Origin of the sequence: Geomonas sp. RF6, from assembly GCF_021044625.1 — a bacterium.
GTDB lineage: Bacteria > Desulfobacterota > Desulfuromonadia > Geobacterales > Geobacteraceae > RF6.
The window spans coordinates 3,039,186-3,060,720 of the sequence record NZ_CP087999.1 but is presented as its reverse complement, the minus strand read 5'-3'; the positions used below and the strand labels follow the sequence as shown (position 1 = coordinate 3,060,720).

At 62.6% G+C, this 21,535-nt stretch carries 21 protein-coding genes; 15 read left to right on the top strand and 6 right to left on the bottom strand.

The window, feature by feature from the left end; translation table 11 throughout:
• Positions 1-82 precede the first annotated feature (82 nt).
• The 11 genes from LPW11_RS13200 to LPW11_RS13150 all read left to right on the top strand — a co-directional run bounded on the left by LPW11_RS13200 (position 83) and on the right by LPW11_RS13150 (position 12,798).
• Positions 83-739, top strand: coding sequence for an HAD family hydrolase (locus LPW11_RS13200; RefSeq protein ID WP_230994343.1), 657 nt, complete (start codon positions 83-85; stop codon positions 737-739).
• Positions 740-840: 101 nt separating this feature from the next.
• Entirely contained in the window at positions 841-1,281 is a 441-nt protein-coding gene (locus LPW11_RS13195) for a ferritin family protein (protein WP_230994342.1), read from the top strand.
• 18 nt (positions 1,282-1,299) lie between these two features.
• Positions 1,300-2,703, top strand: coding sequence for an aspartate ammonia-lyase (locus tag LPW11_RS13190; protein WP_230994341.1), 1,404 nt, complete (start codon positions 1,300-1,302; stop codon positions 2,701-2,703).
• 61 nt (positions 2,704-2,764) lie between these two features.
• Positions 2,765-2,986, top strand: a complete 222-nt coding sequence (locus tag LPW11_RS13185) for a NifU family protein (protein WP_230994340.1) — start codon at positions 2,765-2,767, stop codon at positions 2,984-2,986.
• A 103-nt stretch (positions 2,987-3,089) separates the two neighbouring features.
• The gene (locus LPW11_RS13180; protein WP_230994339.1) at positions 3,090-4,274 is read left to right on the top strand and encodes a phospholipase D-like domain-containing protein; all 1,185 of its coding nucleotides are present in this window, start codon (positions 3,090-3,092) and stop codon (positions 4,272-4,274) included.
• A gap of 229 nt (positions 4,275-4,503) precedes the next feature.
• Positions 4,504-6,831 (top strand): endonuclease MutS2, encoded by a 2,328-nt coding sequence (locus LPW11_RS13175; RefSeq protein ID WP_230994338.1) that lies wholly within the window; start codon positions 4,504-4,506, stop codon positions 6,829-6,831.
• A gap of 22 nt (positions 6,832-6,853) precedes the next feature.
• Positions 6,854-7,777, top strand: coding sequence for a dihydrofolate reductase (locus LPW11_RS13170; protein WP_230994337.1), 924 nt, complete (start codon positions 6,854-6,856; stop codon positions 7,775-7,777).
• A 400-nt stretch (positions 7,778-8,177) separates the two neighbouring features.
• Positions 8,178-8,822 (top strand): DNA repair protein RecO, encoded by a 645-nt coding sequence (gene recO, locus LPW11_RS13165; RefSeq protein ID WP_230994336.1) that lies wholly within the window; start codon positions 8,178-8,180, stop codon positions 8,820-8,822.
• Between the two features lie 89 nt (positions 8,823-8,911).
• Positions 8,912-10,258 carry a replicative DNA helicase gene (gene dnaB / locus LPW11_RS13160; protein WP_230994335.1) on the top strand — a complete coding sequence of 449 codons (1,347 nt, stop codon included), beginning with the start codon at positions 8,912-8,914 and terminating at the stop codon, positions 10,256-10,258.
• A 354-nt stretch (positions 10,259-10,612) separates the two neighbouring features.
• Complete coding sequence (locus LPW11_RS13155) at positions 10,613-11,899, top strand: enoyl ACP reductase FabMG family protein (RefSeq protein WP_230994334.1); 1,287 nt, start codon at positions 10,613-10,615, stop codon at positions 11,897-11,899.
• Positions 11,900-12,096: 197 nt separating this feature from the next.
• A complete protein-coding gene (locus tag LPW11_RS13150) occupies positions 12,097-12,798 on the top strand; it encodes a response regulator (RefSeq protein WP_230994333.1) in 702 nt (233 codons plus the stop codon).
• On the opposite strand, the gene LPW11_RS13145 is transcribed toward LPW11_RS13150, so the two are convergent.
• The 6 genes from LPW11_RS13145 to ybaK all read right to left on the bottom strand — a co-directional run bounded on the left by LPW11_RS13145 (position 12,795) and on the right by ybaK (position 19,738).
• On the bottom strand, positions 12,795-13,358 hold the full coding sequence (locus LPW11_RS13145; RefSeq protein WP_230994332.1) for a hydrolase: 564 nt from the start codon (positions 13,356-13,358) through the stop codon (positions 12,795-12,797). The genes LPW11_RS13150 and LPW11_RS13145 overlap by 4 nt on opposite strands.
• Before the next feature lie 450 nt (positions 13,359-13,808).
• Complete coding sequence (locus LPW11_RS13140) at positions 13,809-15,248, bottom strand: sigma-54-dependent transcriptional regulator (RefSeq protein ID WP_230994331.1); 1,440 nt, start codon at positions 15,246-15,248, stop codon at positions 13,809-13,811.
• Positions 15,249-15,312: 64 nt separating this feature from the next.
• Positions 15,313-16,398: a two-component system sensor histidine kinase NtrB gene (locus tag LPW11_RS13135; RefSeq protein WP_230994330.1), complete on the bottom strand. Its 1,086-nt coding sequence runs from the start codon at positions 16,396-16,398 to the stop codon at positions 15,313-15,315.
• Complete coding sequence (gene dusB, locus LPW11_RS13130; RefSeq protein WP_230994329.1) at positions 16,391-17,356, bottom strand: tRNA dihydrouridine synthase DusB; 966 nt, start codon at positions 17,354-17,356, stop codon at positions 16,391-16,393. The genes LPW11_RS13135 and dusB overlap by 8 nt, the downstream gene beginning before the upstream one ends.
• A gap of 303 nt (positions 17,357-17,659) precedes the next feature.
• A complete protein-coding gene (locus LPW11_RS13125) occupies positions 17,660-19,111 on the bottom strand; it encodes an amidohydrolase family protein (protein ID WP_230994328.1) in 1,452 nt (483 codons plus the stop codon).
• 141 nt (positions 19,112-19,252) lie between these two features.
• Positions 19,253-19,738 carry a Cys-tRNA(Pro) deacylase gene (gene ybaK / locus LPW11_RS13120; protein ID WP_230994327.1) on the bottom strand — a complete coding sequence of 162 codons (486 nt, stop codon included), beginning with the start codon at positions 19,736-19,738 and terminating at the stop codon, positions 19,253-19,255.
• A 137-nt stretch (positions 19,739-19,875) separates the two neighbouring features.
• On the opposite strand from ybaK, the gene LPW11_RS13115 reads away from it, so the two are divergent.
• Genes LPW11_RS13115 through LPW11_RS13100 form a run of 4 tightly spaced genes read left to right on the top strand, consistent with a single transcriptional unit; the run spans position 19,876 to position 21,360 of the window.
• Positions 19,876-20,283, top strand: coding sequence for a response regulator (locus LPW11_RS13115; RefSeq protein ID WP_230994326.1), 408 nt, complete (start codon positions 19,876-19,878; stop codon positions 20,281-20,283).
• A 6-nt stretch (positions 20,284-20,289) separates the two neighbouring features.
• Positions 20,290-20,796, top strand: coding sequence for a YkgJ family cysteine cluster protein (locus tag LPW11_RS13110; protein ID WP_230994325.1), 507 nt, complete (start codon positions 20,290-20,292; stop codon positions 20,794-20,796).
• A gap of 41 nt (positions 20,797-20,837) precedes the next feature.
• Positions 20,838-21,080, top strand: a complete 243-nt coding sequence (locus LPW11_RS13105; protein ID WP_230994324.1) for a TIGR03905 family TSCPD domain-containing protein — start codon at positions 20,838-20,840, stop codon at positions 21,078-21,080.
• 40 nt (positions 21,081-21,120) lie between these two features.
• Positions 21,121-21,360 (top strand): hypothetical protein, encoded by a 240-nt coding sequence (locus LPW11_RS13100; protein WP_230994323.1) that lies wholly within the window; start codon positions 21,121-21,123, stop codon positions 21,358-21,360.
• Positions 21,361-21,535 lie beyond the last annotated feature (175 nt).

The window sequence follows — 21,535 nt, the reverse complement described above, 5'->3', positions numbered from 1 at the left end:
GCGCCTCTCATTGACAAAGAAGTGACCATGCCTTATAACCTGTGTGCAGCACGAGGGACCACACCTTCAAAGGGCAAACGCTATGACACCTGCATCACCCTCTCATAGCCGCATCAAGGCGCTGATCTTCGACCTCGACGGCACCCTGTACCAGAACGAGGAGATCGGCCAGCAGGTAAGTGACAGCGCCTTGCGCTACATCGCGCGGCTGAAGGATGTCGACGAAGCCGAGGCCGCAGAGATCCTAGAGCGGGAACGTTGCCGGCAGGCGGAGCATGGTGGCACCTTGAGCCATTCCGTCATCGCCATGGGGGGTGACCTCCGTTCGCTCCACGCCTCATTCGCGGCAGGAGTGAACCCCGAACGGCACCTTTCGGTCGATCCCCGCGTCACCCAGCTCCTCAAGAAACTCTCCCGCAGATTCGACCTATTCCTCTACACCAACAACAACAGAAAACTCTCCGGCCGCATAATGGCGCAGATCGGCGTCGCCGGGTTTTTCAAGAAGGTCTTCACCATCGAGGACTTCTGGAGCCCGAAGCCGGACGAGTCGGTGATCCGCAAGATCCTACAGGAGATCGGCTACCCGCCGGAGGAAACCCTCTTTGTCGGCGACCGCTACGACGTCGACCTGAAGGTCCCGGCGGCGCTCGGGTGTGCCGTTTTGGAGGCCCGGACGATCGAGGAATTGCTGCAGCTCAACCAGATGACCGCGCAGCGGACGACAGAAGAGGATTGACCGGCCGTCCCGGCACCTGGAGCCGCACCGCGCACCGCGGGATGAAAGGAGATATCATTTAACTTTAGGGGTCTTAGCTGACGGAAGGGAAAGGAGCAGCCATGGATGCCAACAAAGAGGTGATGGACGCCCTGATGCGCGGAATGGAGATCGAGAAGGAGACTTTCGATTTCTACACCGAAGCCGAGCAGAAAACCTTCAGTGCAGAGGGGAAGAGGATCTTTCGCTGGCTCGCCAAGACGGAAGAGGTCCACTATCTGAAGCTCTCCGAACTGTACAACGCCCTGGACCGCGGGGGAGAGCGGGTCTTCTATGCCGGCGCCACCGTCCCCCTTGAGCCGACCGGGGTCGGTTTCCACACCAACGACCTGGAGGCGCTGCGCCTCGCCATGGAGGTGGAGAGGAAGGGTATCGCCTTCTACGACGAGCTGCTGCAGAAAAGCAGCGACCCGGAAGGGAAAGGGATGATCGAGACGCTGCGTCGGGAAGAGGAAGAGCACCTGCGGGTCATCTCGGAGCGGTACGACGCGCTGCGGCAATGAGGATCAAAAGGAGCAGCCATGGCGACTCGCCAAGAGAAGGACACCCTCGGGGTCGTTGAACTCCCTGCGAAAGCGTACTACGGCGCCCAGACCCAGAGGGCGATCGAGAACTTCCCCATTTCCGGTCTCAAGCCGCACCGCGCGCTCGTGCGTGCGACGCTCCTGATAAAGAAGTGTGCAGCCGAGGCAAACATGGGGACGGGGCGGCTGGAGCCCGAGATCGGCAAGGCCATAATGCAGGCGGCCGATGAAGCGCTCGCGGGGCGGTACGCGGACGAGTTCGTGGTCGACCCCTTCCAGGCGGGCGCCGGGACCTCCCACAACATGAACGTCAATGAGGTGCTTGCCAACCGCGCGGAGGAGATCCTCGGGGGGGAGCTCGGGGCGTACCAGGCGGTGAACCCGAACGATGACGTCAACATGGCGCAGAGCACGAACGACGTCTTCCCCACCGCCATGCGCCTCGCAGCCCTCGGAATGGCGAGGGAGCTGCTGGTGGAGCTCGAAGGGCTCGCCCGGGCCCTGCGGCAGAAGGGGGTCGAGTTCGACCCCATCCTCAAGTCGGGGCGCACCCACCTGCAGGATGCGGTGCCGATCCGCCTCGGGCAGGAGTTTGCCGCCTATGCCGGCGCGATAGAGAAGAGCCTCGCCGGTATAGAGCGGACGCTGCCCGAGCTGTGTGAAGTGGGGATCGGCGGGACCGCGGTCGGGACGGGGCTGAACGCCGAGGAGAGCTACATCGCCCTCGTCGTGCAGGCGCTGGCACGGGAGACGGGATTTCCCCTGGTGCGCGGCGCGGACCTGGCGGAGCGGATGGAGAACATGGACCCCTTCGTCGCGCTCAGCTCGAGCCTGAAGGGGGTGGCGGTGAACCTGGTGCGCATTGCCAACGACCTGAGGCTTCTTTCCTCCGGCCCGCGGACCGGTTTCAACGAGATAAACCTCCCCCCGGTGCAGCCAGGCTCCTCCATCATGCCGGGGAAGGTGAACCCGGTCATGGCGGAGGTGACCGACATGGTCGGCTTCCAGGTCATCGGCGCGGACGTCACCGTCACCATGGCGGCGCAGGCGGGGCAGATGGAACTGAACGTCATGATGCCGGTCATCGCCCACAACCTCCTCTTTTCACTGGAGATCCTGAAAAACTGCGTGCACCAGTTCACCACCCGGTGCATCGAGGGGATCACCGCAAACGAGGAGCGCTGCCGCAACTATCTCGACCAGTCGGTCGGGCTGGCGACGGTGCTCGCCCCTGCCATCGGCTACGCGGCCGCGGCCGAGGTCGCGAAGGAATCGGCGAAGAGCGGGAAGAGCATCAGGGAGGTCGTACTGGAACGGGGGCTCCTCTCCGCGGAGGAAGTCGACGAGGTGCTCGCGCCGCTCCCCCTCACCTCTCCCGGGGTGCACGGCGGGCGCCGTTAGTTCTTTGAATATGGTGAACTTTCACTTACTATAGAGAAGGACAACTACAAGGGAGGACGACATGGTAGAAGACGTAAAGAAGGTACTGGAGACCATCAGGCCGGCGCTGCAGGCGGACGGCGGTGACGTGGAACTCGTCGACGTCAGCAACGACGGTGTGGTCAAGGTGCGCCTGGTTGGCGCCTGCGGCCACTGCCCGATGTCCACCATGACCCTGAAGATGGGGATAGAAAGGACTCTGAAGGACCGGGTTCCAGGGGTGAAGGAAGTCATCGCCGCTTAACCCCGCCTTGCGATGACGGAGGGCCCGCGGCACCCCGCGGCGCCCTCCGCCCCCTCATCGAGAGTTACTGCCGCTCCCGCCACCGATGTAAAAGAAACGGCCTATGTCGACCCTGCGCCGCAAAAGAAAAAAGTGGCTCTTTCGTACCCCGAGGTTCTTCGACTTCTTTCGGAGAAACACGGAAGCTGTCGCCTTTCACGGCAACAAGGTCACCCTCTTTCGTCACGGGTCCGACTTTTTCCCCGCACTGCTCCATGCCATAGGGGAGGCGAAGAACTTCATCTGCATGGAGTTCTACACCATCTGCGACGACTCCACAGGGACCGCCGTCGCCGATGCCCTCATAGCAGCGGTGCGCCGCGGGGTCGACGTCTTCCTCATCTACGACCACATCGGCAGCTTCGACACCCCCGCCTCCTTCTTCAGGAGGCTCCAGAGAGGGGGGGTGCACTGCACCGCCTTCAACCCCCTCTTCAGCAGGGGGGTGGCCTGGTTCGACAAGAGGAACCACCGCAAGGTCGCCATCATCGACGGCACCTGCGCCTTCACCGGCGGGCTGAACATCGCGGACAGCTACGCCGGGTGCGGCGAGCTCCTGCAGAGGTGGCGCGATGTGGGGATCATGATCGAGGGGAAAGCGGTGCGGGAACTGTTGCGCCTCTTCTGCGAGACGTGGCAGCACGAGCGCGGCTTCGTGCCGGAGGGGTGCGTCGGCGCACCGGTCGTGGAGCCGCCGGGGGACGCCCGGGTGATGGTGATCAGCGGCGGGCCGCACCAGAAGCGCTCCTTCATCAGGAGCGCCTTCAGGGTCGCCATTGCCGGTGCCAGCGAGAGCATTACCCTCGCGACGCCGTACTTCATTCCCGGCCCCATCGTCATCCGCTCCCTCCTGCGCGCCGCCGCGCGCGGTGTGCGGGTAAGGCTCCTCCTCCCCTACAAGATCGATGTCCCCCTGGTCCGACTCGTCAGCCGGACGTATTACGCCCAGCTACTGAAGGGGGGGATAGAGATATTCGAGCTCTCGGCAGCGGTGCTCCATGCGAAGGTCCTCCTGATCGACGACTGCTGGGCCATGGTCGGCTCGGCGAACCTGGACCAGCGAAGCTTCCACAGGAACTACGAGCTGAACGTGGTGGTGGACAGCCTCGACTTCGGCAGCCAGGTGGCCGAGATGCTGGGAAACGACCTGCGCACGGCGAAGCGAATAGCTCTCCACGAACATGAAAAGAGAGGGTACCTGGTGCGGACCCTCGAGCGGCTCTTCACCCCGGTGAGCTGGTTTCTCTGAGTGAAAATGTACATGTAGGCTGGGATAAGCCGGCAGCCGTTCCCGGCATTTGCCGGCGACTTCACCGACAGGTTCCACTCCGCCAAAATCCCCCCTGTCCCCCCTTCGCAAAGGGGGGAACGTGAGATCCCCTGGCGGTGCTTCCTTGGAAGACACTACGGCTCCACCGGAAGTATGAGACTAGATCTTTGCAGCAGCACCTATCTGAAAAGAGAGATTGGAAGTTTTGATGATTACAGAAGAAACGCTGAAGCGGCTGGAATTTGACAGAGTACTTGAAAAAGCGGCGGTATTTGCTCACTGCGACGCCTCACATGATGGAGTCCTGAGGATCAGGCCGATGAGGGCCCGGGAGGAGATGGAACGCTCCTATGGCCTCGTGCAGGAGATCCGCACCCTCTCAAGACTCGGCATCTCGCTCAAACTCTCGGCATTCGCCGACCTCTCCCGGCAGCTGCGCAACGTGCGCCCGGCTGGGGCGGTTCTCTCCCCCCTGGAACTGCAGCTTTTCATCCCCACCCTGCGCGTCATGGGCGCGATCTCCTCGCAGCTCGCCTTCAGGACGGACATCCCGCTTCTCAAAGAAGCCGCCGGCTCCATCACGGGATTCCCGGACATCCTGAACCCGCTGGAGCACACGGTGAATTCGGAGGGTGAGATCCTGGACACTGCGTCGCGCCTCCTCGCGGAGCTGCGCGCGAAGAAGAAGGGGCTGACCCAGCGGATCCAGAAGCGCCTGGAGGAGATCGTGCGGGAGCGTCACACCGCGATCTTCCTGCAGGACGACTTCATCACCCAGAGGTCCGGCCGCTGGGTAATTCCCGTGCGCATGGACTCGAAGGGGATGGTGCCCGGGGTGGTGCACGCCGTCTCCAACTCGGGGGAGACCGCGTTCATGGAGCCGCTGGAGATCATCGGGCTGGCCAACGAGCTGGAGAACCTCGCCGCCGACGAGCGTGCGGAGGAGATCCGCATCATCCGGCAACTCTGCAACTGGATCAGGGAAGACGCGGAGGCGATACAGGAACAGCTGAATGCCCTCATCCAGCTCGACATCCTGAACTGCATCGCGGCGCTCAGCGATCTCTTGAAATGCGAGACGCCGCTCCTCGACTCGAACACCAAGGTCCTCCTCCGGGGGGCGCGCCACCCGATCCTCACCCTTATGGGGAAAGAGGTGGTTCCCCTCGACCTCGAGCTCGATCCGGAGCGCCGCGTCATGGTCATCACCGGCCCCAACACCGGCGGGAAGACGATCGCGCTGAAGACCGCCGGGCTCCTTTGCCTGATGGCGCTTTGCGGCATGCCGGTCCCGGCCCACGACGGCTCCATCCTCCCCCATATCGACGACATCCTGGTGGACATCGGCGATGAGCAGTCGATCGAGGAGAGCCTGTCGACCTTCTCCGCACACATCTCCAAGATCTCATCCATCCTCACCGGCGCCAACGCCCGCAGTCTGGTTCTTTTGGACGAGCTCGGGACCGGCACCGAGCCCGGGCAGGGGGCGGCCATTGCCTGCGCGGTCCTCTCCGAGCTGAAGGGGAAGGGTGCGCTGGTGATCGCCACCACCCACCTCACCCAGATCATCGGCTTCGTGCAGCGCGACTCCGGAATGGTGAACGCGGCAATGGCCTTCGACCGCGAGCGGCTCACTCCCCTTTTCCGCCTCAAGCTCGGCGAGCCGGGGGAATCACACGCACTGGAGATCGCCCGGCGCTACGGCCTGCCGGAGCGGGTCGTCAATCACGCCCGCGAGATGCTCGGCACCATGGAAGCGGATTTCCACGCCCTTCTCGCCGAGCTAAAGAAAAAGAGCTATGAGGTCGATGAAACACTCAACGACCTCGCACAACGCGAAGAGGAGCTCAAAAGAAGGGAAGAGCGGGCACAGGCACGCCTCGAAGAGGCGCAGGCGCAGCTCAAGGGGGCACGCGAGCAGGGGCTTCAGGAGGCAAAGGAAGTCATCCAGCGCGCCCGGCGTGAGGTGGCGGCCATCCTTGAGGAGGCGCGCCGGGAGAAGGGGCGCCAGGCCAGGGAACTCCTGGAACAGAAAGAGGCGGAGGTGGAGCAAAAGCTCGCCGAGCTCCGTCCTCCCGAGGAGCGGCCGGCTCAGATCGAGCCGGGAAAAGTCGTCTTCGTGAAGCCCTTGAATCTCGACGCCCGCATCGTCTCCGTCAATCCCGGTCAGGAAAAAGCCCGGGTACGGGCCGGCAGCATGGAGCTCGAGGTGGCCTTCTCGGCGCTCTTGCAGCCGAAGGGGAAGGAGCCGAAACCGCGCCAGAAGAGGGTGCAGGAAGAGGAGCGACCCGAGCCGGCGGCGGAGATCAACCTGATCGGCCTCCGGGTCGAGGAGGCGCTGGCGCGGCTGGAGCCTTTTCTCGACCGGGCGGCGCGCGACCGGGTTCCGGAGATCAGGATCGTGCACGGCAAGGGGACCGGCGCCCTGATGAACGGGGTGCGGGGCTACCTCGACGGCCACCCCCTCGTGGCAGCCTTCAGGACCGGAGAGCGCTTCGAAGGGGGAGACGGGGTCACCATGGTCACGTTGCGCTAAAGAAGATGTGAAGGAGCAGGTGATGATCGTCTCGATGATAGCGGCAGTTGCGGAAAACGGCGTAATAGGCGGGCACGGGGAGCTGCCCTGGCACATCCCCGCTGAGCTGGCGCGCTTTCGGGAGATCACCCTAGGGCACACGGTCGTTATGGGGAGAAAGACCTTCGAGTCGATCGGCCGCCCCCTCCCCGGCCGCCGCACCATAGTCCTCTCCAGAAGCGCCCCTCCCCCGCCGGAGGGGTACCACCTGGCGCGTACGCTGAAGGAAGCGCTCGAGCTCGCCCAGGGGGAAGAAGAGCTTTTCATCTGCGGCGGCGAGGAGGTCTTTCGCGAGGCGATGCAGATCGCGCAGAGGATCTACCTGACGCGTGTACACGGCAGCTTTGAAGGGGACGTGCGCTTTCCGGAAATACCGGAAAGTTTCGTGGAGGTCGCGCGGGAGGAGATTCCCGGCGCCTCACCCTCCTGCACCCTGATCCACTATGAAAAGGTTGAGCCTGCGGAGCCGAGCGTGGCTGCGAAGGAGTTCCAGCAAAAGGGAGTGGTTGCCCTGCAGCGCGGCCTCTTCCACCTCGCCCGGCGCTGCCTCGAGCAGGCGATGTCGCTGAACGAGACGGCGGAGACCGCTTCTCACCTGGCGCTGAGTATCGCGAAGAGCTGCCGCGACTTTCCGAGGGCGTTGCGCCTTGCCGAGGAGGCCGTCTCCCGGGAGCCGGAAAACCTGGAGCACTACCTGAACCTCGGACGGGTGCAGATCCTCGCCGGCGCGAAGGAGCAGGGGCTGAGCACGCTGCGCAGCGGCGTCCAGCATGGCGGAGGCCCCGAATTCTTCGCGGAGCTGGAGCAGTACGGCAAGAGGCGCGTGCCGCCGATCCGTTCGCTGCCGCGCAGCCACCCCCTCAACAAGTTCCTCGGCAGGATCCTCGCCCGGATGGGGCTGCGCTAAGGACGCAGCCCCCCGTCGCACCCGTCAATGTGTAATGTAGGCCGGGATAAGCCGCAGGCGTTCCCGGCATTTCTGTCGCCAAGTCAGGATAGCAGATGGAACTGCCGGCAAAGAATAAACACGGTTCTTCCGCAATTCCGGGGACAAGATTAAGCTGAGCTGTCGGCAGCGCGTCCCTCCCCTTTCAAGGGGGAGGACAGGAGGGGGATGGGGGTCGGTGGTCGCCAAACCTACCCCATCCCCACCCTGTCCCTCCCCTTGAAAGGGAGGGGACGCCTAGGCTCCTGTCCTACTAAAGGCACCGGTTGAGCCCACGCAAAGGGGGTGAGTAAGGCCCCTATCAATCAGCCGCACCTTTCTACCCATTGACTGCACCGCTTCGCGGATGCTACTTTCTCCCATGCGAAAAACCGCCTGCGAAGCGATCGTACTGCGAATCACCGACTACGGCGAGGCCGACCGGATCGTCTCCTTCTTCACCCGCGAAGAAGGACGCCTCTCCGGCATCGCCCGCGGCGCCAAACGCAGCCGCCGCCGCTTCGGCGGCGCACTGGAGCCCTTCGCCCACCTCGGACTGCAGCTAAAGATCCCCTACTCCGGCCTCACCTCCATCGAAAGCGCGGACGTGGTCACCATCCACCCCGGCATCAGGGTCGACCTCTCCCAGATCGGCTGCGCGGCCTACGCCTGCGAACTGGTGGAGCGCTTCACCCCCGAGGGGGAGGCGAATCCGCGCCTCTTCCGGCTCCTCTCCAGCTACCTGGAACGCCTCGACAGCGCCCCCCCCTCCCCTTCCGACCGCCGCCTCTTTACCGTCAACTTCCTGAAGATCCTCGGCTATCAGCCTCCGCTGGAGAATGCCCCGATCTCGCCTGAGACCGCAACGATCCTCGCACGCGCCATGAGGGCGGGGTCGTTCGGCTCGATCCACTTTCCCGATGCGGCGCTTCACGAGGCGGACCGGCTCCTCGACCCCGCCGTCGCCGCCCACCTCGATCGTCCCCTGAAGTCCCTCGCCTTCCTCAGGGAATGCAGCACGCTTTAAAGTCGCAAAAGAATTGACCTGCACCGCTTTGAACGGTAGAATCCCGCCTTTGACCACGGCGGACCGCGGAGGTCTAAAAGAGGTAGTCCATGCAGCAGTCTGACCTGAGAAAATTGCCCCCCCAGAGCATCGAGGCGGAGATGTCCATCCTCGGCGGTATTCTCGTCGACAACGAGGCGATCAACCGCGCGCTGGAGATCCTCACCCCCGAAGACCTGTACCGCGAGTCGCACAGAAAGATCATGCGGGCCATGATCGACCTGAACGAGCGGGGGGAGCCGTGCGACCTCATTACCCTCACCACGATCCTGAAGAAGAAGGGTGAGCTGGAGGAGGTCGGCGGGGGAGCATACCTGGCGACGCTGGTCGACTTCGTCCCCATGGCGTCGAACATCCAGTACTACTGCAAGATCGTGAAGGAAAAGTGCGTCACGAGGAAGCTCATCACCGCCGCCACCGACATCGTCACCAAGGGGTTCGAGGACCAGGTGGACGTGGAGGAGCTCCTCGACGGCGCGCAGAAGGTCATCTTCGAGATCTCGGAAAACAAGATCCGCCCGGCGTACTTCCAGGTGCGCGACGTCCTCAAAGACGCCATGAGGAACATCGAGCTCCTCTACGAAAAGAAGGAGGCGGTCACCGGCGTTCCGACCGGCTACCACGACCTCGACAAGATGACCGCGGGGTTCCATGCCGGCGACCTCGTCATCATCGCCGGGCGCCCCGCCATGGGGAAGACGACCTTTGCCCTCAATGTCGCACAGTACGCGGCGGTCGAGGCGCAGCAGCGCCACCCGGCGGCGATCTGGTCGCTGGAGATGAGCAAGGAGCAGCTCGTGGAGAGGCTTCTCTGTTCCCAGGCCCGCGTCGATCTCAGCCGGCTCAAGACCGGAAACCTGCAGGAAAACGACTGGCCCAAGCTGGCGAAGGCGGCGGGATCCTTGCACGACTCGAAGATCTTCATCGACGACACCGCATCCATTTCCATCCTGGAGCTCCGCTCCAAGGCTCGGCGACTGAAGGCGGAGCACGACATCGGCCTCATCGTCATCGACTACCTGCAGCTCATGCGCGGCGGAGCGAACCCCGAATCGCGCCAGCAGGAGATCTCGGAAATCTCGCGCTCCCTGAAAGGGCTTGCCAAAGAGCTGGAGATCCCGGTTATCGCACTCTCCCAGCTGAACCGCGGACTGGAGCAGCGCTCCGACAAGCGCCCGATGATGAGCGACCTCAGGGAGTCCGGCGCCATCGAGCAGGACGCGGACATCATCATGTTCGTGTACCGCGGCGAGGTGTACGACAAGGAAAACGAGGAGCTGAAGGGGAAGGCGGAAGTCATCATCGGCAAGCACAGGAGCGGCCCGATCGGCACCGTCGACCTCGCCTTCCGTGGCGAGTGGACCCGATTCGAAAACCTGGCGCGCGAGGACTACTGATCCCGCCACCATTCTGAGGAAGCATCGGGGGAGTTCTTCCCCCCTCCCTTGACGGGAGGGGGCCAGGGGGTGGGTGAAGCTGCCATCTCCTGAACTGGTCGCACCTTCCCCCCCACCCTGTCCCTCCCCCGCATGGGGGGAGGGGACGTTTTAGCGACTCTGCCGGAATACTCCGGAAGAACTAGTTATAAAGGCGCGTGTGAGGCAGGGCCGATCTGCCGAAACACGAGTCCCTGGACAAAGGAACCGGATGCAGCGCCTGGCGGCGCCACTCCGATCCTCGCTATGCCCTCCTGAAGGATGGGATATGCGGTAACTGAGCTTCAATTCAATGTGAAAGAGAGGGATCAACCAATGACACAATTCAATGCTCTGAGAGAGCTCCCGGTACCGGCCGGCTTCGGCAAGGGAGACGTCCTTTTCCTGTGCGGGGAGCTGTTCGGCCGTGGCTATGCAAACGGCATCGTTGACGAGGCCCGCGACAAGGGGATGACCATCATCGGGATCACCGTGGGGAGGCACGATACGGACGGGAAGCTGCGCGCCCTGACGGACGAGGAGCTGCGCCTTGCCGAAGAGAACCTCGGCGGCAAGATCATCAACATTCCGCTGGAGGCTGGGTTCGACATGGAGCCGTGCAGCGACGGCGTCTCCATCGTGGACAAGCTGAAAGGGGTGAAGCCGGACGACTGGAGCTCGGTGAACCTGCCGAAAGAGGAGATCGAGTACGCAAGAAACCGCGGCACGCAGAGGTTCAAGGAGAACCTCTCGACCGTCATCGCGGAGCTCGAAGGGCTCATCCCTGAAAAGACGAACGTGCTGGTGGTGCACACCATGGCGGGTGGGATCCCGCGCACCCGCGTCTTCATGCCGATCCTGAACAGGCTCTTCAAGGGCGCCGGCGAGCGCTTCCTCTCCTCCGAGGCCTTCTGGGGTTCGGACCTCGGGGAACTGTGCCGCGTGAGCTTCGACGAAGTCACCGCCGACACCTACAGCTACCTCATCGAGGCGACCGCGTCGCTGCGCGAGAAGCACTCCGTCCGCTACGCCGCATTCGGCTATCACGGCTGCGAGGTCCTCGTGGACGGGAAATACACCTGGCAGTCCTACACCCCCTACCTGCAGGGGTGGGCGAAGATTCGTCTCGAGGACGTGGCGGCTGCCGCGTGGGAAAAAGGGATCAAGGCGAGCGTGTACAACTGCCCGGAGATCCAGACGAATTCCAGCGCCCTCTTCCTCGGCGTGGAGCTCTCCCTCTACCCCCTCCTCGACTCGCTGAAGCAGGAAGGGCTCGAGGAGCTGCGCGCCGAGTGCCAGGAGCTCCTGCAGGACGGAGAGACGCTGGAGTCCGTGGTGGAGAAGGCGAATGCCTATCTCTCCTCGCCGCTCGTCACCGCGACGCGCGACTTCGCAAGCTGGCCGCAGCACAACTCCCCTGAGCAGCAGGAGTTCATGCTCGACTGCTCCGCGCAGCTTCTGGCGATGAACAAAAGCCCGAAAGACATCGTGTGCGCAGTCCTCTCCCGCGGCGTGTTCCAGGGAGTCGGCTACCTCATGTTCAACTCCTCCTGGGAGCCGAAGGCGCCGGTCTTCTGGCTCAACCACGACATCATTGCAAAGGCGCTGGCAACGAAGAAGTAGAGGCTGGCAGCGGGACACCATGGGGGGAGGGCAGCGCAGGCCGCGCCCTCCCCTTTCCGTTTAAGGTGGTCGCAGATGGCGCGCGGCCTCCAAGGAGGAGCGTCCCCCTCACGTCCCCTCCCTTTCAAGGGGAGGGACAGGGTGGGGATGGGGTTCAGCTTGAGGCAGATACAAAAATTAACACGCAGGGGATCTGAATGACGGTAAAAGTGCTGGTGGTGGACGATGTGAGCATGTTCGTGGAGTTGCAGAAGGACTTCCTGCAGGCTTCCGCGGCGACCATATTCACGGCCAGGGATGGTGCAGAGGCGCTGCGGGTAGCGAAGAGGGAGCGTCCGGACCTGATATTCATGGACCTGCACATGCCGGTCATGAACGGCGCGGAGTCGTGCGCCGCCATCAAGAGCGACCCGATGCTGCGGGGCACCCGGGTGGTGCTCATCACCTCGGAGGGGAAGGATAAGGACAAGGCGGTCTGCATGGCCGCCGGATGCGACGGGTTTCTGACGAAGCCGCTGGACAAGGAGATCTTCATGGAGATGGCCCGCCAGCTCCTCCCCGCCGTCGACAGGCGGGGGAAGCGGCTAAATTGCCGCATGAAGGCTAATTTCCGCATCTTCGGGCTGACGCTCTCCGGGCACATCCTCGACATCAGCGACAACGGCGCCTATCTGGCGACGTCACACGAGCTGGAGAAGAACGTTCTGCTGGAGATGGTCTTTCCCCTCCCCGATCCCGACGGTGCCATCATTCAGACCAAAGGAAGAGTTGCCTGGCTCAATACTTCGAAGAACCGGCATAAGCACTCACAGCAGGAAGGAGTGGGGATCGAGTTCACCGACCTCTCCCCGGAGTGCGCCCGCGCCCTCGCCCGCTATATCAAGCGCCAGACGATCTAGCGCACCAGCTTCGAAAGCTTCTTGAACTCGTCGGTCCCGGAGGTCCGCAGCAACTGGAAAAGGACGGCCTCCGTCGTGGTGAGGACCGCACCGGCTGCGGCGAGCGTCTTCAGGGCCGTCTTCCAGTTCTCCTTGCGCCGGCTCAGCACCGCGTCGGTCACCACATGGACGACGTACCCGTCATCCAGGAGTTCCAGCACGGTTTGCAGCACGCAGACGTGGGTCTCCATCCCCGTGACAATGACCTGAGGGCGCTTCAGCCGCGCGAGCTCATCTGGAAAGGTCTCGCAACCGCAGCAGCTGAAGGTCATCTTCTCCATCGCCGCCGCCGGCAGCTTCTCCTTCAGCTCCGGTATCGTCTCTCCCAGCCCCTTGACGTACTGCTCGGTCGCCAGCACCGGGATCTCCATCTCCGCACTCGCCTCGAGGAGGATGGAGATATTGCGGGTGGACTTCTCCAGCACCGCGGGGTCCATCACGCGGGAAAGCTTCTCCTGCACATCGACCACCAAAAGCATCGTCTTGCTGCGCTCCAGAAAGAATTTCTCCAGTATCGACATACATCCTCCTTTTGGCGGGATTGCGGGGAACTCGTACTATGCCGCAAAGAAGCGCCGCACAAGACCTCGCGTCCCCCCCTTTGCGAAGGGGGGACAGGGGGGATTTGACTTGGTCTGGTCACGGGATGACCGACTTGAAGATGCCCCCGTCAAAGTGCGCAAGCATATGACTGAGTGCCTGCTGTGCTCTCATCTACGGCGCAAGCAGATTCTGGGTCGAGGCCAACCGGTCGGTCGCTATGTCGTTGATCTCAATGGTGCTGCAGACGGCTGCGGTTTGAGGAGAAATCAGCATGTGCTAACGAAAAGCAAATCCCCCCTGTCCCCCCTTCGCAAAGGGGGGAACCTGCTACCTCGCCTACTGCTTTGATAGCACATTCATCTCGACTTCGAGATTCCCGGGATGAACCATTTATTCAGCAGTGGGCGCTAAGGCCGCGCTCAAAGAGTTCACCCCGGCTTCACCACCTCGATCCCCAGCTCCGTGATCTTCTTCCTCAGCGTGTTGCGGTTGATCCCCAGGATGTCTGCCGCGCGGACCTGGTTCCCGCGCGTCTTCTCCAGCACGAAACGGATCAGCGGGCGCTCCACCTGTTCCAGCACCATGGCGTACACGTCGCCGCTCTCCATCCGCTCCATGTTGCTGAAACTCCCCCTGAGCTTCAGATCGACGATCCCCTCCAGTGACAGCTCCTCGCCCCCCCCCTCCCCCTGCCGGGTGCGCAGCCCCGGAAAATCGGCGGAGATGAGAAGCGGGTCGGGAGAGAGAATCACCGCCCTCTTGATGGTGTTCTCCAGCTCGCGGATGTTGCCGGGCCAGGAATAGTTGCTCAATAGCCGCATGGCGTCGGCGGAGCAGCGCTTCGGGGGGTGCTCGAGCTCCGCGCAGATCTTGCCGAGGAAGTACTCTACCAGAAGCGGCACGTCCTCGCTCCTCTCGCGCAGCGGCACGAGCTGGATCGGTATCACGTTGAGGCGGTAGTAGAGGTCCTCGCGGAACTGCTTCTTGCGCACGCTCTCTTCCAGGTCCTGGTTCGTCGCAGCGACGACCCGCACGTCGACCTGGATGCTCTGGTTGCCGCCGGTCCTGGTGATCTCCCGCTCCTGCAGGACCCTGAGGATCTTCGCCTGCAGGTCGATCGGCATGTCCCCGATCTCGTCGAGAAAGATCGTGCCGCCGTTCGCCTGCTCGAACTTCCCGAGCTTGCGCTCCGTCGCTCCGGTGAAGGCCCCCTTCTCAAAGCCGAAGAGCTCGCTCTCCAGAAGCTCCTTCGGGATCGCCGCACAGTTGAGCGCAATGAACGGTTTCCCGAGGCGGCGGGAGTTGTAGTGGATCGCCCGCGCGATGAGCTCCTTTCCCGTTCCCGATTCACCTTGCACGAGGACCGTGACGTCGCTCGGCGCCACCTTCCCTATCGTCTTGTACACCTCGCGCATCGCCGGGGAGTTGCCGATGATTGTCTTCTCCAGCTGGTAGCGATCCTTCAGCTCCTCCTTCAGGAGGTTCACCTGCCCGCTCATCTCCCGCGCGCGACTCACCTTTTCCACGACCGCGTCCATGACGCTGAGATCGAACGGCTTGGTGAGGTAGTCGTAGGCGCCGCGCTTCATCGCCTCCACGGCGTTTTTCATGCTCGCCTCGGCGGTCATGACCACGACGAACAGATCGGCGCACTCCTCCTTTACCCGGTCCAGGAGGTCAAGTCCGGAGATCCCCGGCATCTTGATGTCGAGGATGGCGAGGTCGTACGCGTTCTCCCTGATCTGGCGCAGCGCCTCCTCCCCGTCCCTGGCGAGGTCCACCGCGAACCCCTTCTTCCTCAGGGCCTTGGAGAGGACCCAGCGCATGCTTTCTTCATCGTCGGCAACCAATATCCTGTTCATCGGCATAAAAGCTCCTCAATTCATCTGCCTGGCTCGGCGCCGGAGGCACTCCCGGCTGACAGCTCGATGGCTACTGCAGCAGCGGGAGGCTCACCGTGAAGACGGTGCCCCTTCCCGCGTGCGAGTCGACGTTTATCATGCCGCGGTGCTCGGAGACGATCTTCTGGCAGATCGCGAGCCCGAGGCCGGTACCGGTCGGCTTCGTGGTAAAAAAGGGCATAAAGAGCTGCTCCAGGTTCTCTTCCGCTATCCCCGGACCGTTGTCGGCGACATCCACCGCAAGGAGACGCGCCCGCCCCTCCCCTCTCTGGCTCATGCTGTAATCGTAGACGATGCGGCTGGTGACCTTCAGCGTTCCTCCCTCGCCGATCGCTTCGATGGCGTTTCTGATGAGGTTGAGGAAAAGCTGGGTTATGAGCGATTCGTCCGCCACGATCGGCGGGATGCTCGGATCGAAAAACTGGTGCACCGTGATGCCGCGGCAGTCAGTGTCGTGCTTTTGCAGGAGAATGATGTCGCCGAGCACCTGGTGCAGGTTCACCTTGTCGAGCTTCAGCTTTCCCGGGGAGGCAAGGGCCAGGAGCTGCTCCACGATGGAGTTCACCCGCTGCACCTCCTTCAGCACCACACGGGTGTATTCCCGCATCTCGTGACTCTCGGGAAGCTCCATCTCGAGAAGTTGCGCCGCCCCCTTGATGCCGCCGAGAGGGTTCTTGATCTCGTGGGCGAGGCCGGCAGCGAGCGTTCCGAGGGAGGAGAGGCGATCGGCGTGGCGAACGGCGGCCTCCAGTTCGCGCACCTTTGTGAGATCCCTCAGGACGACGATCGTTCCGCCGCGCTCCCCGTCGGACATCTGAAGCGGAGAGGTACTGGCGCTGACGGGGACGACGCGGCCGCCGCGCCTCATGACCACGTTTTCGTGATCGGAGACCGACATCCCCGTCGCCATCGTCTTTTCCACCATCTCCAGCAGCAGATCGGAGCCGCTGAAGATGCTGCTAAAGCGCTTCCCCTTCGCCTGGCGCCTGGAGACGCCGCAAATCTCTTCCGCCGCCGGGTTTACAAAGGTGACGGCGCCGCTGTTGTCGAGAACGATGACGCCGTCGCCGACGCTGTCGATGACGTTCTCGTAGTACCCCTCCATGACATCATGCATTGAAAAAGCTCTCCATGACCTCGGTAAGGTGCGCTGCCTGCTCTATCCTGTTCACCGCCGCGCGAAACTGCGCCGCACCCGGCAGTCCTTTGGAATACCAGGAGAGGTGCTTTCGCATCTCCATGAGGGCGGTGCGGTCCCCCTCCAGCTCGCAGAAGAGATCGAGGTGCCTCCTGGCCGCCGCCAGCCGTTCCACCCTCGTCGGAGGGTGCGGCTCCCCCCCCTCGAGAAGCGCGAGCGCCTCCCTGAAAATCCACGGGTTCCCCATGGCGCCGCGGGCGACCATGACGGCGTCGCAGCCGCTCTGCGCCATCATCGCCACCACGTCCGCCGCGCTGAAGAGGTCTCCGCTGCCGATGACCGGGATGGTGAGGGCGGCTTTCAGTTCACCGATCTTGCTCCAGTCGGCCTTCCCGTCGAACATCTGCGCCCGGCTGCGCGGATGGAGCGTCACCGCGTCGCACCCCTCCTCCTGCGCTATGCGCCCGATCTCCAGGAAGACGTCGTCACCGCAGGTCCATCCGGTGCGGATCTTCACCGTCAGCGGGAGGGGCGTCGCCCGCCGCACGCTGCGCACGATCGCGGCGACTCTCTGCGGATCCTTCAAAAGGGCGGAGCCGGCGCCGGTACCGACGACCTTGCGCACCGGGCACCCCATGTTGATATCGATGAGCTCCCCGTACCCCTCAACGAGCTTTGCGGCGTCCGCCAGCGTCTGAGGATCGTCCCCGAAAAGCTGCAGGCCGAGGGGCCGGTCCTCCGGCGTGCTGCGCAGCAGGTCGAAGCTCTTTTGCCCTTCCCTGGTCAGTCCGTTGACACTTACCATCTCCGTAAAGGTAAGCGCCACTCCCTGCTCGCGCGCCATCAGTCGCATCGCCAGGTTGGTGATCCCCGCCATCGGCGCCAGGAGGAGCCTGTTTCTCAATGTCAGCGACCCGATGGTCACCGTTTTGTGCATTATCTTCACCTTCCTATCCTGCTTAAAAAATGAGCATCATAGCATACGCTTTTTAAAAGGCAAGGCTTTTCTTCCGAAAGGAAATATTGCTGTAAATAGTTGAGAAGGCTTGGGTATTGGAGCAACCACAACACCTGTGTTGCGCCCGGACGAGTCAACGAGTTGACAGCAAAAGGAGAGATTCGGGAGTGCAGGACGTGAGGTTTCGCGTGTGGAGGTGGGGCAGTGGGGAGGGGGGGGAGGATACGCCGGTGAGTCAGACTTCTACGCCACCGGCGTCTGTTCGCTTTTTGGATGGAGGGATCAGCCTCCGATGATGGAAGAAACGTGGGCCTCCTCGCCCTCAACCCAGGAGTCCTTGAGGATGGCGAAGTTGTCGGGTGAGGTGGCCGCCTTTCGCTTATAGTCATTCACATCGATCCCGTACAGGCGAGCGGCGTTCTCCCCGAAGATCATGTTCTTCACTTCGCCGTCTACCGGGCCAAGTGCTGCGAAACTGTACTTTTGCTGCATGTCCGGCGGGATCTCGATGCGCCGGAACGCCTCGATCTGCCACTGCGGCGACCCGTACCACACCGAATCGGTCCCCCACAGGACGTGGTCCGCGCCGAGCCCCTTTACGAGCTGTCCGAGCATCCCGGCACAGAACCGGGGATGGGAGACGCAGGAGGCCGCAAAGGAGGCGCCGAGCTCGCCATACACGTTCTTGACACCATACTTCGCCGGCACCTCGGCGAGGTCGGACACCCATTCGATGCGACCGTCCTTCTCGAAGCGGCTGAGCTCCTCCTCCGGCGGCTCGACTCCCATCTTCAGCGCGGAGTGGTAGATGATGAAATTGAGCTGCGGCCAGTCCTTCGCGGCCTTGCCGACGTCGTCTACCTTGGACGCTTGCCAGTTGCGCATCATCTTCAGGTTGTATCCCGGTGGAAGTATCCCCTTGTGGATGCAGACGTTCTTGATCCCCGCCTTCACCATCTTCTCGTATGCCGGATACACCAGCTTCTCGTCGTCCAGCCTCCAGTGGTACTTCGAATTCTCGAAGGGCGCCCCCACCGTGTACCCCTTCCAGCTGTCGGGCTTCAGCGGTATGGCGAGATCCATCTCCTTCAGCCAGCCGGGTCGGCCGGGGGTGAAGAGCGCGTGGCAATAGAGCCGCTTTGACCCCGCCATCTTGTTCACCTGGGCGCGAGCCTTCGCCATCTCGTCGTTGAAGAGAAACCACTTCTCGGTCTGGTCGAAGGGGGCGCTGGTAAGGAGGGCAATGGAGGTGTCGCTCTCCACGAAGATCTCGCGCAGGTAGTTCTGGAACTTCACCTTGTCGAGATCGGTCTTTTCCCCCTTCAGCTCCGGGTTCCACCCCTTCTTCTTTGCCTCCTCGCGCAAAGGTAGCGTCCCCTTCCAGGTGTAGCGGTCGCGCACGAAGTGGGTCTGCACGTCGAAGATGAACTGGCTCCCGAGCTGACGGAAGCGCGGCGCGTTGGGCTCGGCTGCTTCGCAGGGGCTCACGTCGAAGAAGTATCCGTAGATCTCGTTCATCGCCATGAAGGCCACCGCCATCCCGCAGGAGGTTTTCAGGAAGGCGCGCCTGTCCATGCCGAGCTTCCCGGCGAAGGTGTCCGTGAGCTCGTTTATGCGGCGCTCTACCTTCTTCTGGTTCTCGGACTGCGGAGGGGGAGTGAATTCACCGTTGGAAAGGATCTTCGTGGGGAGGGGAAACTCGTCGTGCTCACCATCTCTCCGGTTCTTCGCCATAGGATATCCTCCTCATTCGAAGCGGGTGTGGTTGGTGCGGCAAAACGACATTCTTACGAGAATACTAATGTGAATGAGAATGTCCAGCAGACGGACCCTCGGACCGTGGCCGTGCAGCGGGCCCCCCCCCTCCCTCACCTCCTACTTGATCCCCACTCCCACCAGGGTCGGCTTCAGCACGCGGATCAGCTCCGACGGTTGCAGCGCCACGAGAAAGCCGCGGCTGCCGCCGTTTATGTAGATGACCGGCAGCGCAGCTATCGTCTCTTCCATGTACACAGGCATCGCCTTCCTGGTGCCAAAGGGGGAGGTGCCGCCGACGAGGTACCCCGAGTGCCGGTTCGCAGTCTCCGGAGTGCAGGGGGCCACGCTCTTCACCCCGATGGCGCGGGCGAGTTCCTTCGTGCTCACCTGCAGGTCTCCGTGCATAAGGACGATCAGCGGCGCCTTCGTCTCGTCTTCCATGATGAGGGTCTTTACCACGCTGTGCTCGTCGACCCCGAGCTCGCTTGCCGAGTGCGCGGTGCCGCCCCGCTCCTCGTAGTCGTAAAGGTGCGGCGTATAGTCAACTTTTGCCTCCCGCAGTGCGCGGACGGCCGCCGTCACCGGCAGCTTCTGCTTTGCCATTGCCTCTCCTTGTCGCTAATGAATTTCCTTGCCGACCGAACCTGACGCTGTTATAAATTGAGAGTCCCGGTCCGCATCCCCGTACTTCATAACACGTCCTTATTACTGGCACAATAGAGTAGCCAAAGGTGGGAATCATGGGTAGCAGCCAGCCTGAAGCAAAGACGATCCTTGTGATGGATGACGACGAGATGGTTCGGTTCGTTGCGGGCGAGACATTGAAAAGGTACGGCTTTGCAGTCGAGTTCGCCACGGACGGCTCCGAGGCGGTGGAGCTTTATGCGGAGCGTTTCCGCGACGGCAAAACCTTCGCAGCGGTGATTCTCGACCTCAACATCCCGGGGGGGATGGGGGGGCAGGAGGCGATGGAAAAGCTCCTGGAGATCGACCCGGCCGCGAAAGGGTATGTCTCCAGCGGCCGCCCCGATGATCCGGTCATGGTGAACTTCATGGAGTTCGGCTTCACCGGCACCATCGAGAAGCCGTACTTCTACCTCAACAAGGAACTGATGCAGCAGTTCAGCACCGACCTGCAGGGAGCCTGATACAGCATGTCAGGACTCGAAAACTACCGCGTGCTCGTCGCACGCGTCGACGAAATGTGCGCGACCACCGCAACGAAATTTGCCGCGCACCTCGCCTGCCGTCCCGGGTGCGACGCCTGCTGCAGGCACCTCACCATATTCGCAGTGGAGGCAGCCGCACTGCGACGCGCCCTGGAGGAACTCCCTCCGTCCCAACAGGAGCAAATCCGCGAACTGGCAAAGGTCAGCACAGCGCACGGGCGCTGCCCGCTCCTGCACGACGGCCTTTGCCTCCTCTACGAAGCCCGCCCCATTATTTGCCGCACCCACGGACTCCCGCTGCTGGTAAAACGAGGGGACGACAGCGAGATCGACTTCTGCCCCGAGAACTTCGCGGGGGTCGAGTCGATCCCGGGAAGCGCGGTCATTGACCTGGAGCGCCTCAACGCTCTTCTCGCCGCCATAAACGCGCTCTATCTCAAGGGATGCCCGGGACCGGAACGTATCACCATGGCTCAGGCTCTCAGCGAGTAGCCGCCCGCCCCCAGAGACTATATTCAATGAAGGAGAAGTACATGCAGGTAATCCACCACACCTCGGGGAGCTGCGCGACCCGTATCATCATCGAGATCGAAGATGGCATCATCCTCGGCGCGGAGTTCGAAAACGGCTGCCGCGGCAACACGCAGGCGGTAGCGGCTCTGGTGCGCGGCATGGCGGTTGAGGAAGCGGTAAGGAGGCTGAAGGGGATCCCGTGCCAGGGGAACACCTCCTGCCCCGACCAGCTGGCGCAGGCTCTGGAGAAGGCGGCTCTCTGACCGTCCCGCCACAAGATCGGAACCTTCACAGGAGGCTTTGATGGCAGTCTTCGGCGGATTTATGACTATCGTCTCCATCCTCGGGTTTTTCCTGACGGTGATCTGGTTTGTGCTCCCCTTTGTGATCTTCAGCATCAAGGGGCGAGTAGACCGCAGCGTCGAGCTCCTGGAGGACATCGACAGACGTCTCGCCCTGCTGGAGGCGCGCACCCGCACTCTCGAACCGGTAGTCGAGGAACCTGTAGTACCACCGGCATTCGAGGATACCCTGCCGGAGTAGGCGCACCGTGCGGGGACAGGCTCCTTTGTTAAAAGGTGCCTGTCCCCCTCCGTCCACCTACAGTTCGCCACCATCATCGAGCCTCTCCAGCCACAACTGTGTACAATCCGAATTCAGCCAAAGCCGCTATATTGCTTGCCAAAAACGTTCTTTTTCATTACTATCCTTCGTCTAC

What these genes read in the sequence shown, in the direction of transcription:
- LPW11_RS13200 (WP_230994343.1), top strand. Translation starts at nt 83, where the DNA reads ATGACACCTGCATCACCCTCTCATAGCCGCATCAAGGCGCTGATCTTC.
- LPW11_RS13195 (WP_230994342.1), top strand. Translation starts at nt 841, where the DNA reads ATGGATGCCAACAAAGAGGTGATGGACGCCCTGATGCGCGGAATGGAG.
- LPW11_RS13190 (WP_230994341.1), top strand. Translation starts at nt 1,300, where the DNA reads ATGGCGACTCGCCAAGAGAAGGACACCCTCGGGGTCGTTGAACTCCCT.
- LPW11_RS13185 (WP_230994340.1), top strand. Translation starts at nt 2,765, where the DNA reads ATGGTAGAAGACGTAAAGAAGGTACTGGAGACCATCAGGCCGGCGCTG.
- LPW11_RS13180 (WP_230994339.1), top strand. Translation starts at nt 3,090, where the DNA reads ATGTCGACCCTGCGCCGCAAAAGAAAAAAGTGGCTCTTTCGTACCCCG.
- LPW11_RS13175 (WP_230994338.1), top strand. Translation starts at nt 4,504, where the DNA reads ATGATTACAGAAGAAACGCTGAAGCGGCTGGAATTTGACAGAGTACTT.
- LPW11_RS13170 (WP_230994337.1), top strand. Translation starts at nt 6,854, where the DNA reads ATGATCGTCTCGATGATAGCGGCAGTTGCGGAAAACGGCGTAATAGGC.
- recO (WP_230994336.1), top strand. Translation starts at nt 8,178, where the DNA reads ATGCGAAAAACCGCCTGCGAAGCGATCGTACTGCGAATCACCGACTAC.
- dnaB (WP_230994335.1), top strand. Translation starts at nt 8,912, where the DNA reads ATGCAGCAGTCTGACCTGAGAAAATTGCCCCCCCAGAGCATCGAGGCG.
- LPW11_RS13155 (WP_230994334.1), top strand. Translation starts at nt 10,613, where the DNA reads ATGACACAATTCAATGCTCTGAGAGAGCTCCCGGTACCGGCCGGCTTC.
- LPW11_RS13150 (WP_230994333.1), top strand. Translation starts at nt 12,097, where the DNA reads ATGACGGTAAAAGTGCTGGTGGTGGACGATGTGAGCATGTTCGTGGAG.
- LPW11_RS13145 (WP_230994332.1), bottom strand. Translation starts at nt 13,358, where the DNA reads ATGTCGATACTGGAGAAATTCTTTCTGGAGCGCAGCAAGACGATGCTT.
- LPW11_RS13140 (WP_230994331.1), bottom strand. Translation starts at nt 15,248, where the DNA reads ATGCCGATGAACAGGATATTGGTTGCCGACGATGAAGAAAGCATGCGC.
- LPW11_RS13135 (WP_230994330.1), bottom strand. Translation starts at nt 16,398, where the DNA reads ATGCATGATGTCATGGAGGGGTACTACGAGAACGTCATCGACAGCGTC.
- dusB (WP_230994329.1), bottom strand. Translation starts at nt 17,356, where the DNA reads ATGCACAAAACGGTGACCATCGGGTCGCTGACATTGAGAAACAGGCTC.
- LPW11_RS13125 (WP_230994328.1), bottom strand. Translation starts at nt 19,111, where the DNA reads ATGGCGAAGAACCGGAGAGATGGTGAGCACGACGAGTTTCCCCTCCCC.
- ybaK (WP_230994327.1), bottom strand. Translation starts at nt 19,738, where the DNA reads ATGGCAAAGCAGAAGCTGCCGGTGACGGCGGCCGTCCGCGCACTGCGG.
- LPW11_RS13115 (WP_230994326.1), top strand. Translation starts at nt 19,876, where the DNA reads ATGGGTAGCAGCCAGCCTGAAGCAAAGACGATCCTTGTGATGGATGAC.
- LPW11_RS13110 (WP_230994325.1), top strand. Translation starts at nt 20,290, where the DNA reads ATGTCAGGACTCGAAAACTACCGCGTGCTCGTCGCACGCGTCGACGAA.
- LPW11_RS13105 (WP_230994324.1), top strand. Translation starts at nt 20,838, where the DNA reads ATGCAGGTAATCCACCACACCTCGGGGAGCTGCGCGACCCGTATCATC.
- LPW11_RS13100 (WP_230994323.1), top strand. Translation starts at nt 21,121, where the DNA reads ATGGCAGTCTTCGGCGGATTTATGACTATCGTCTCCATCCTCGGGTTT.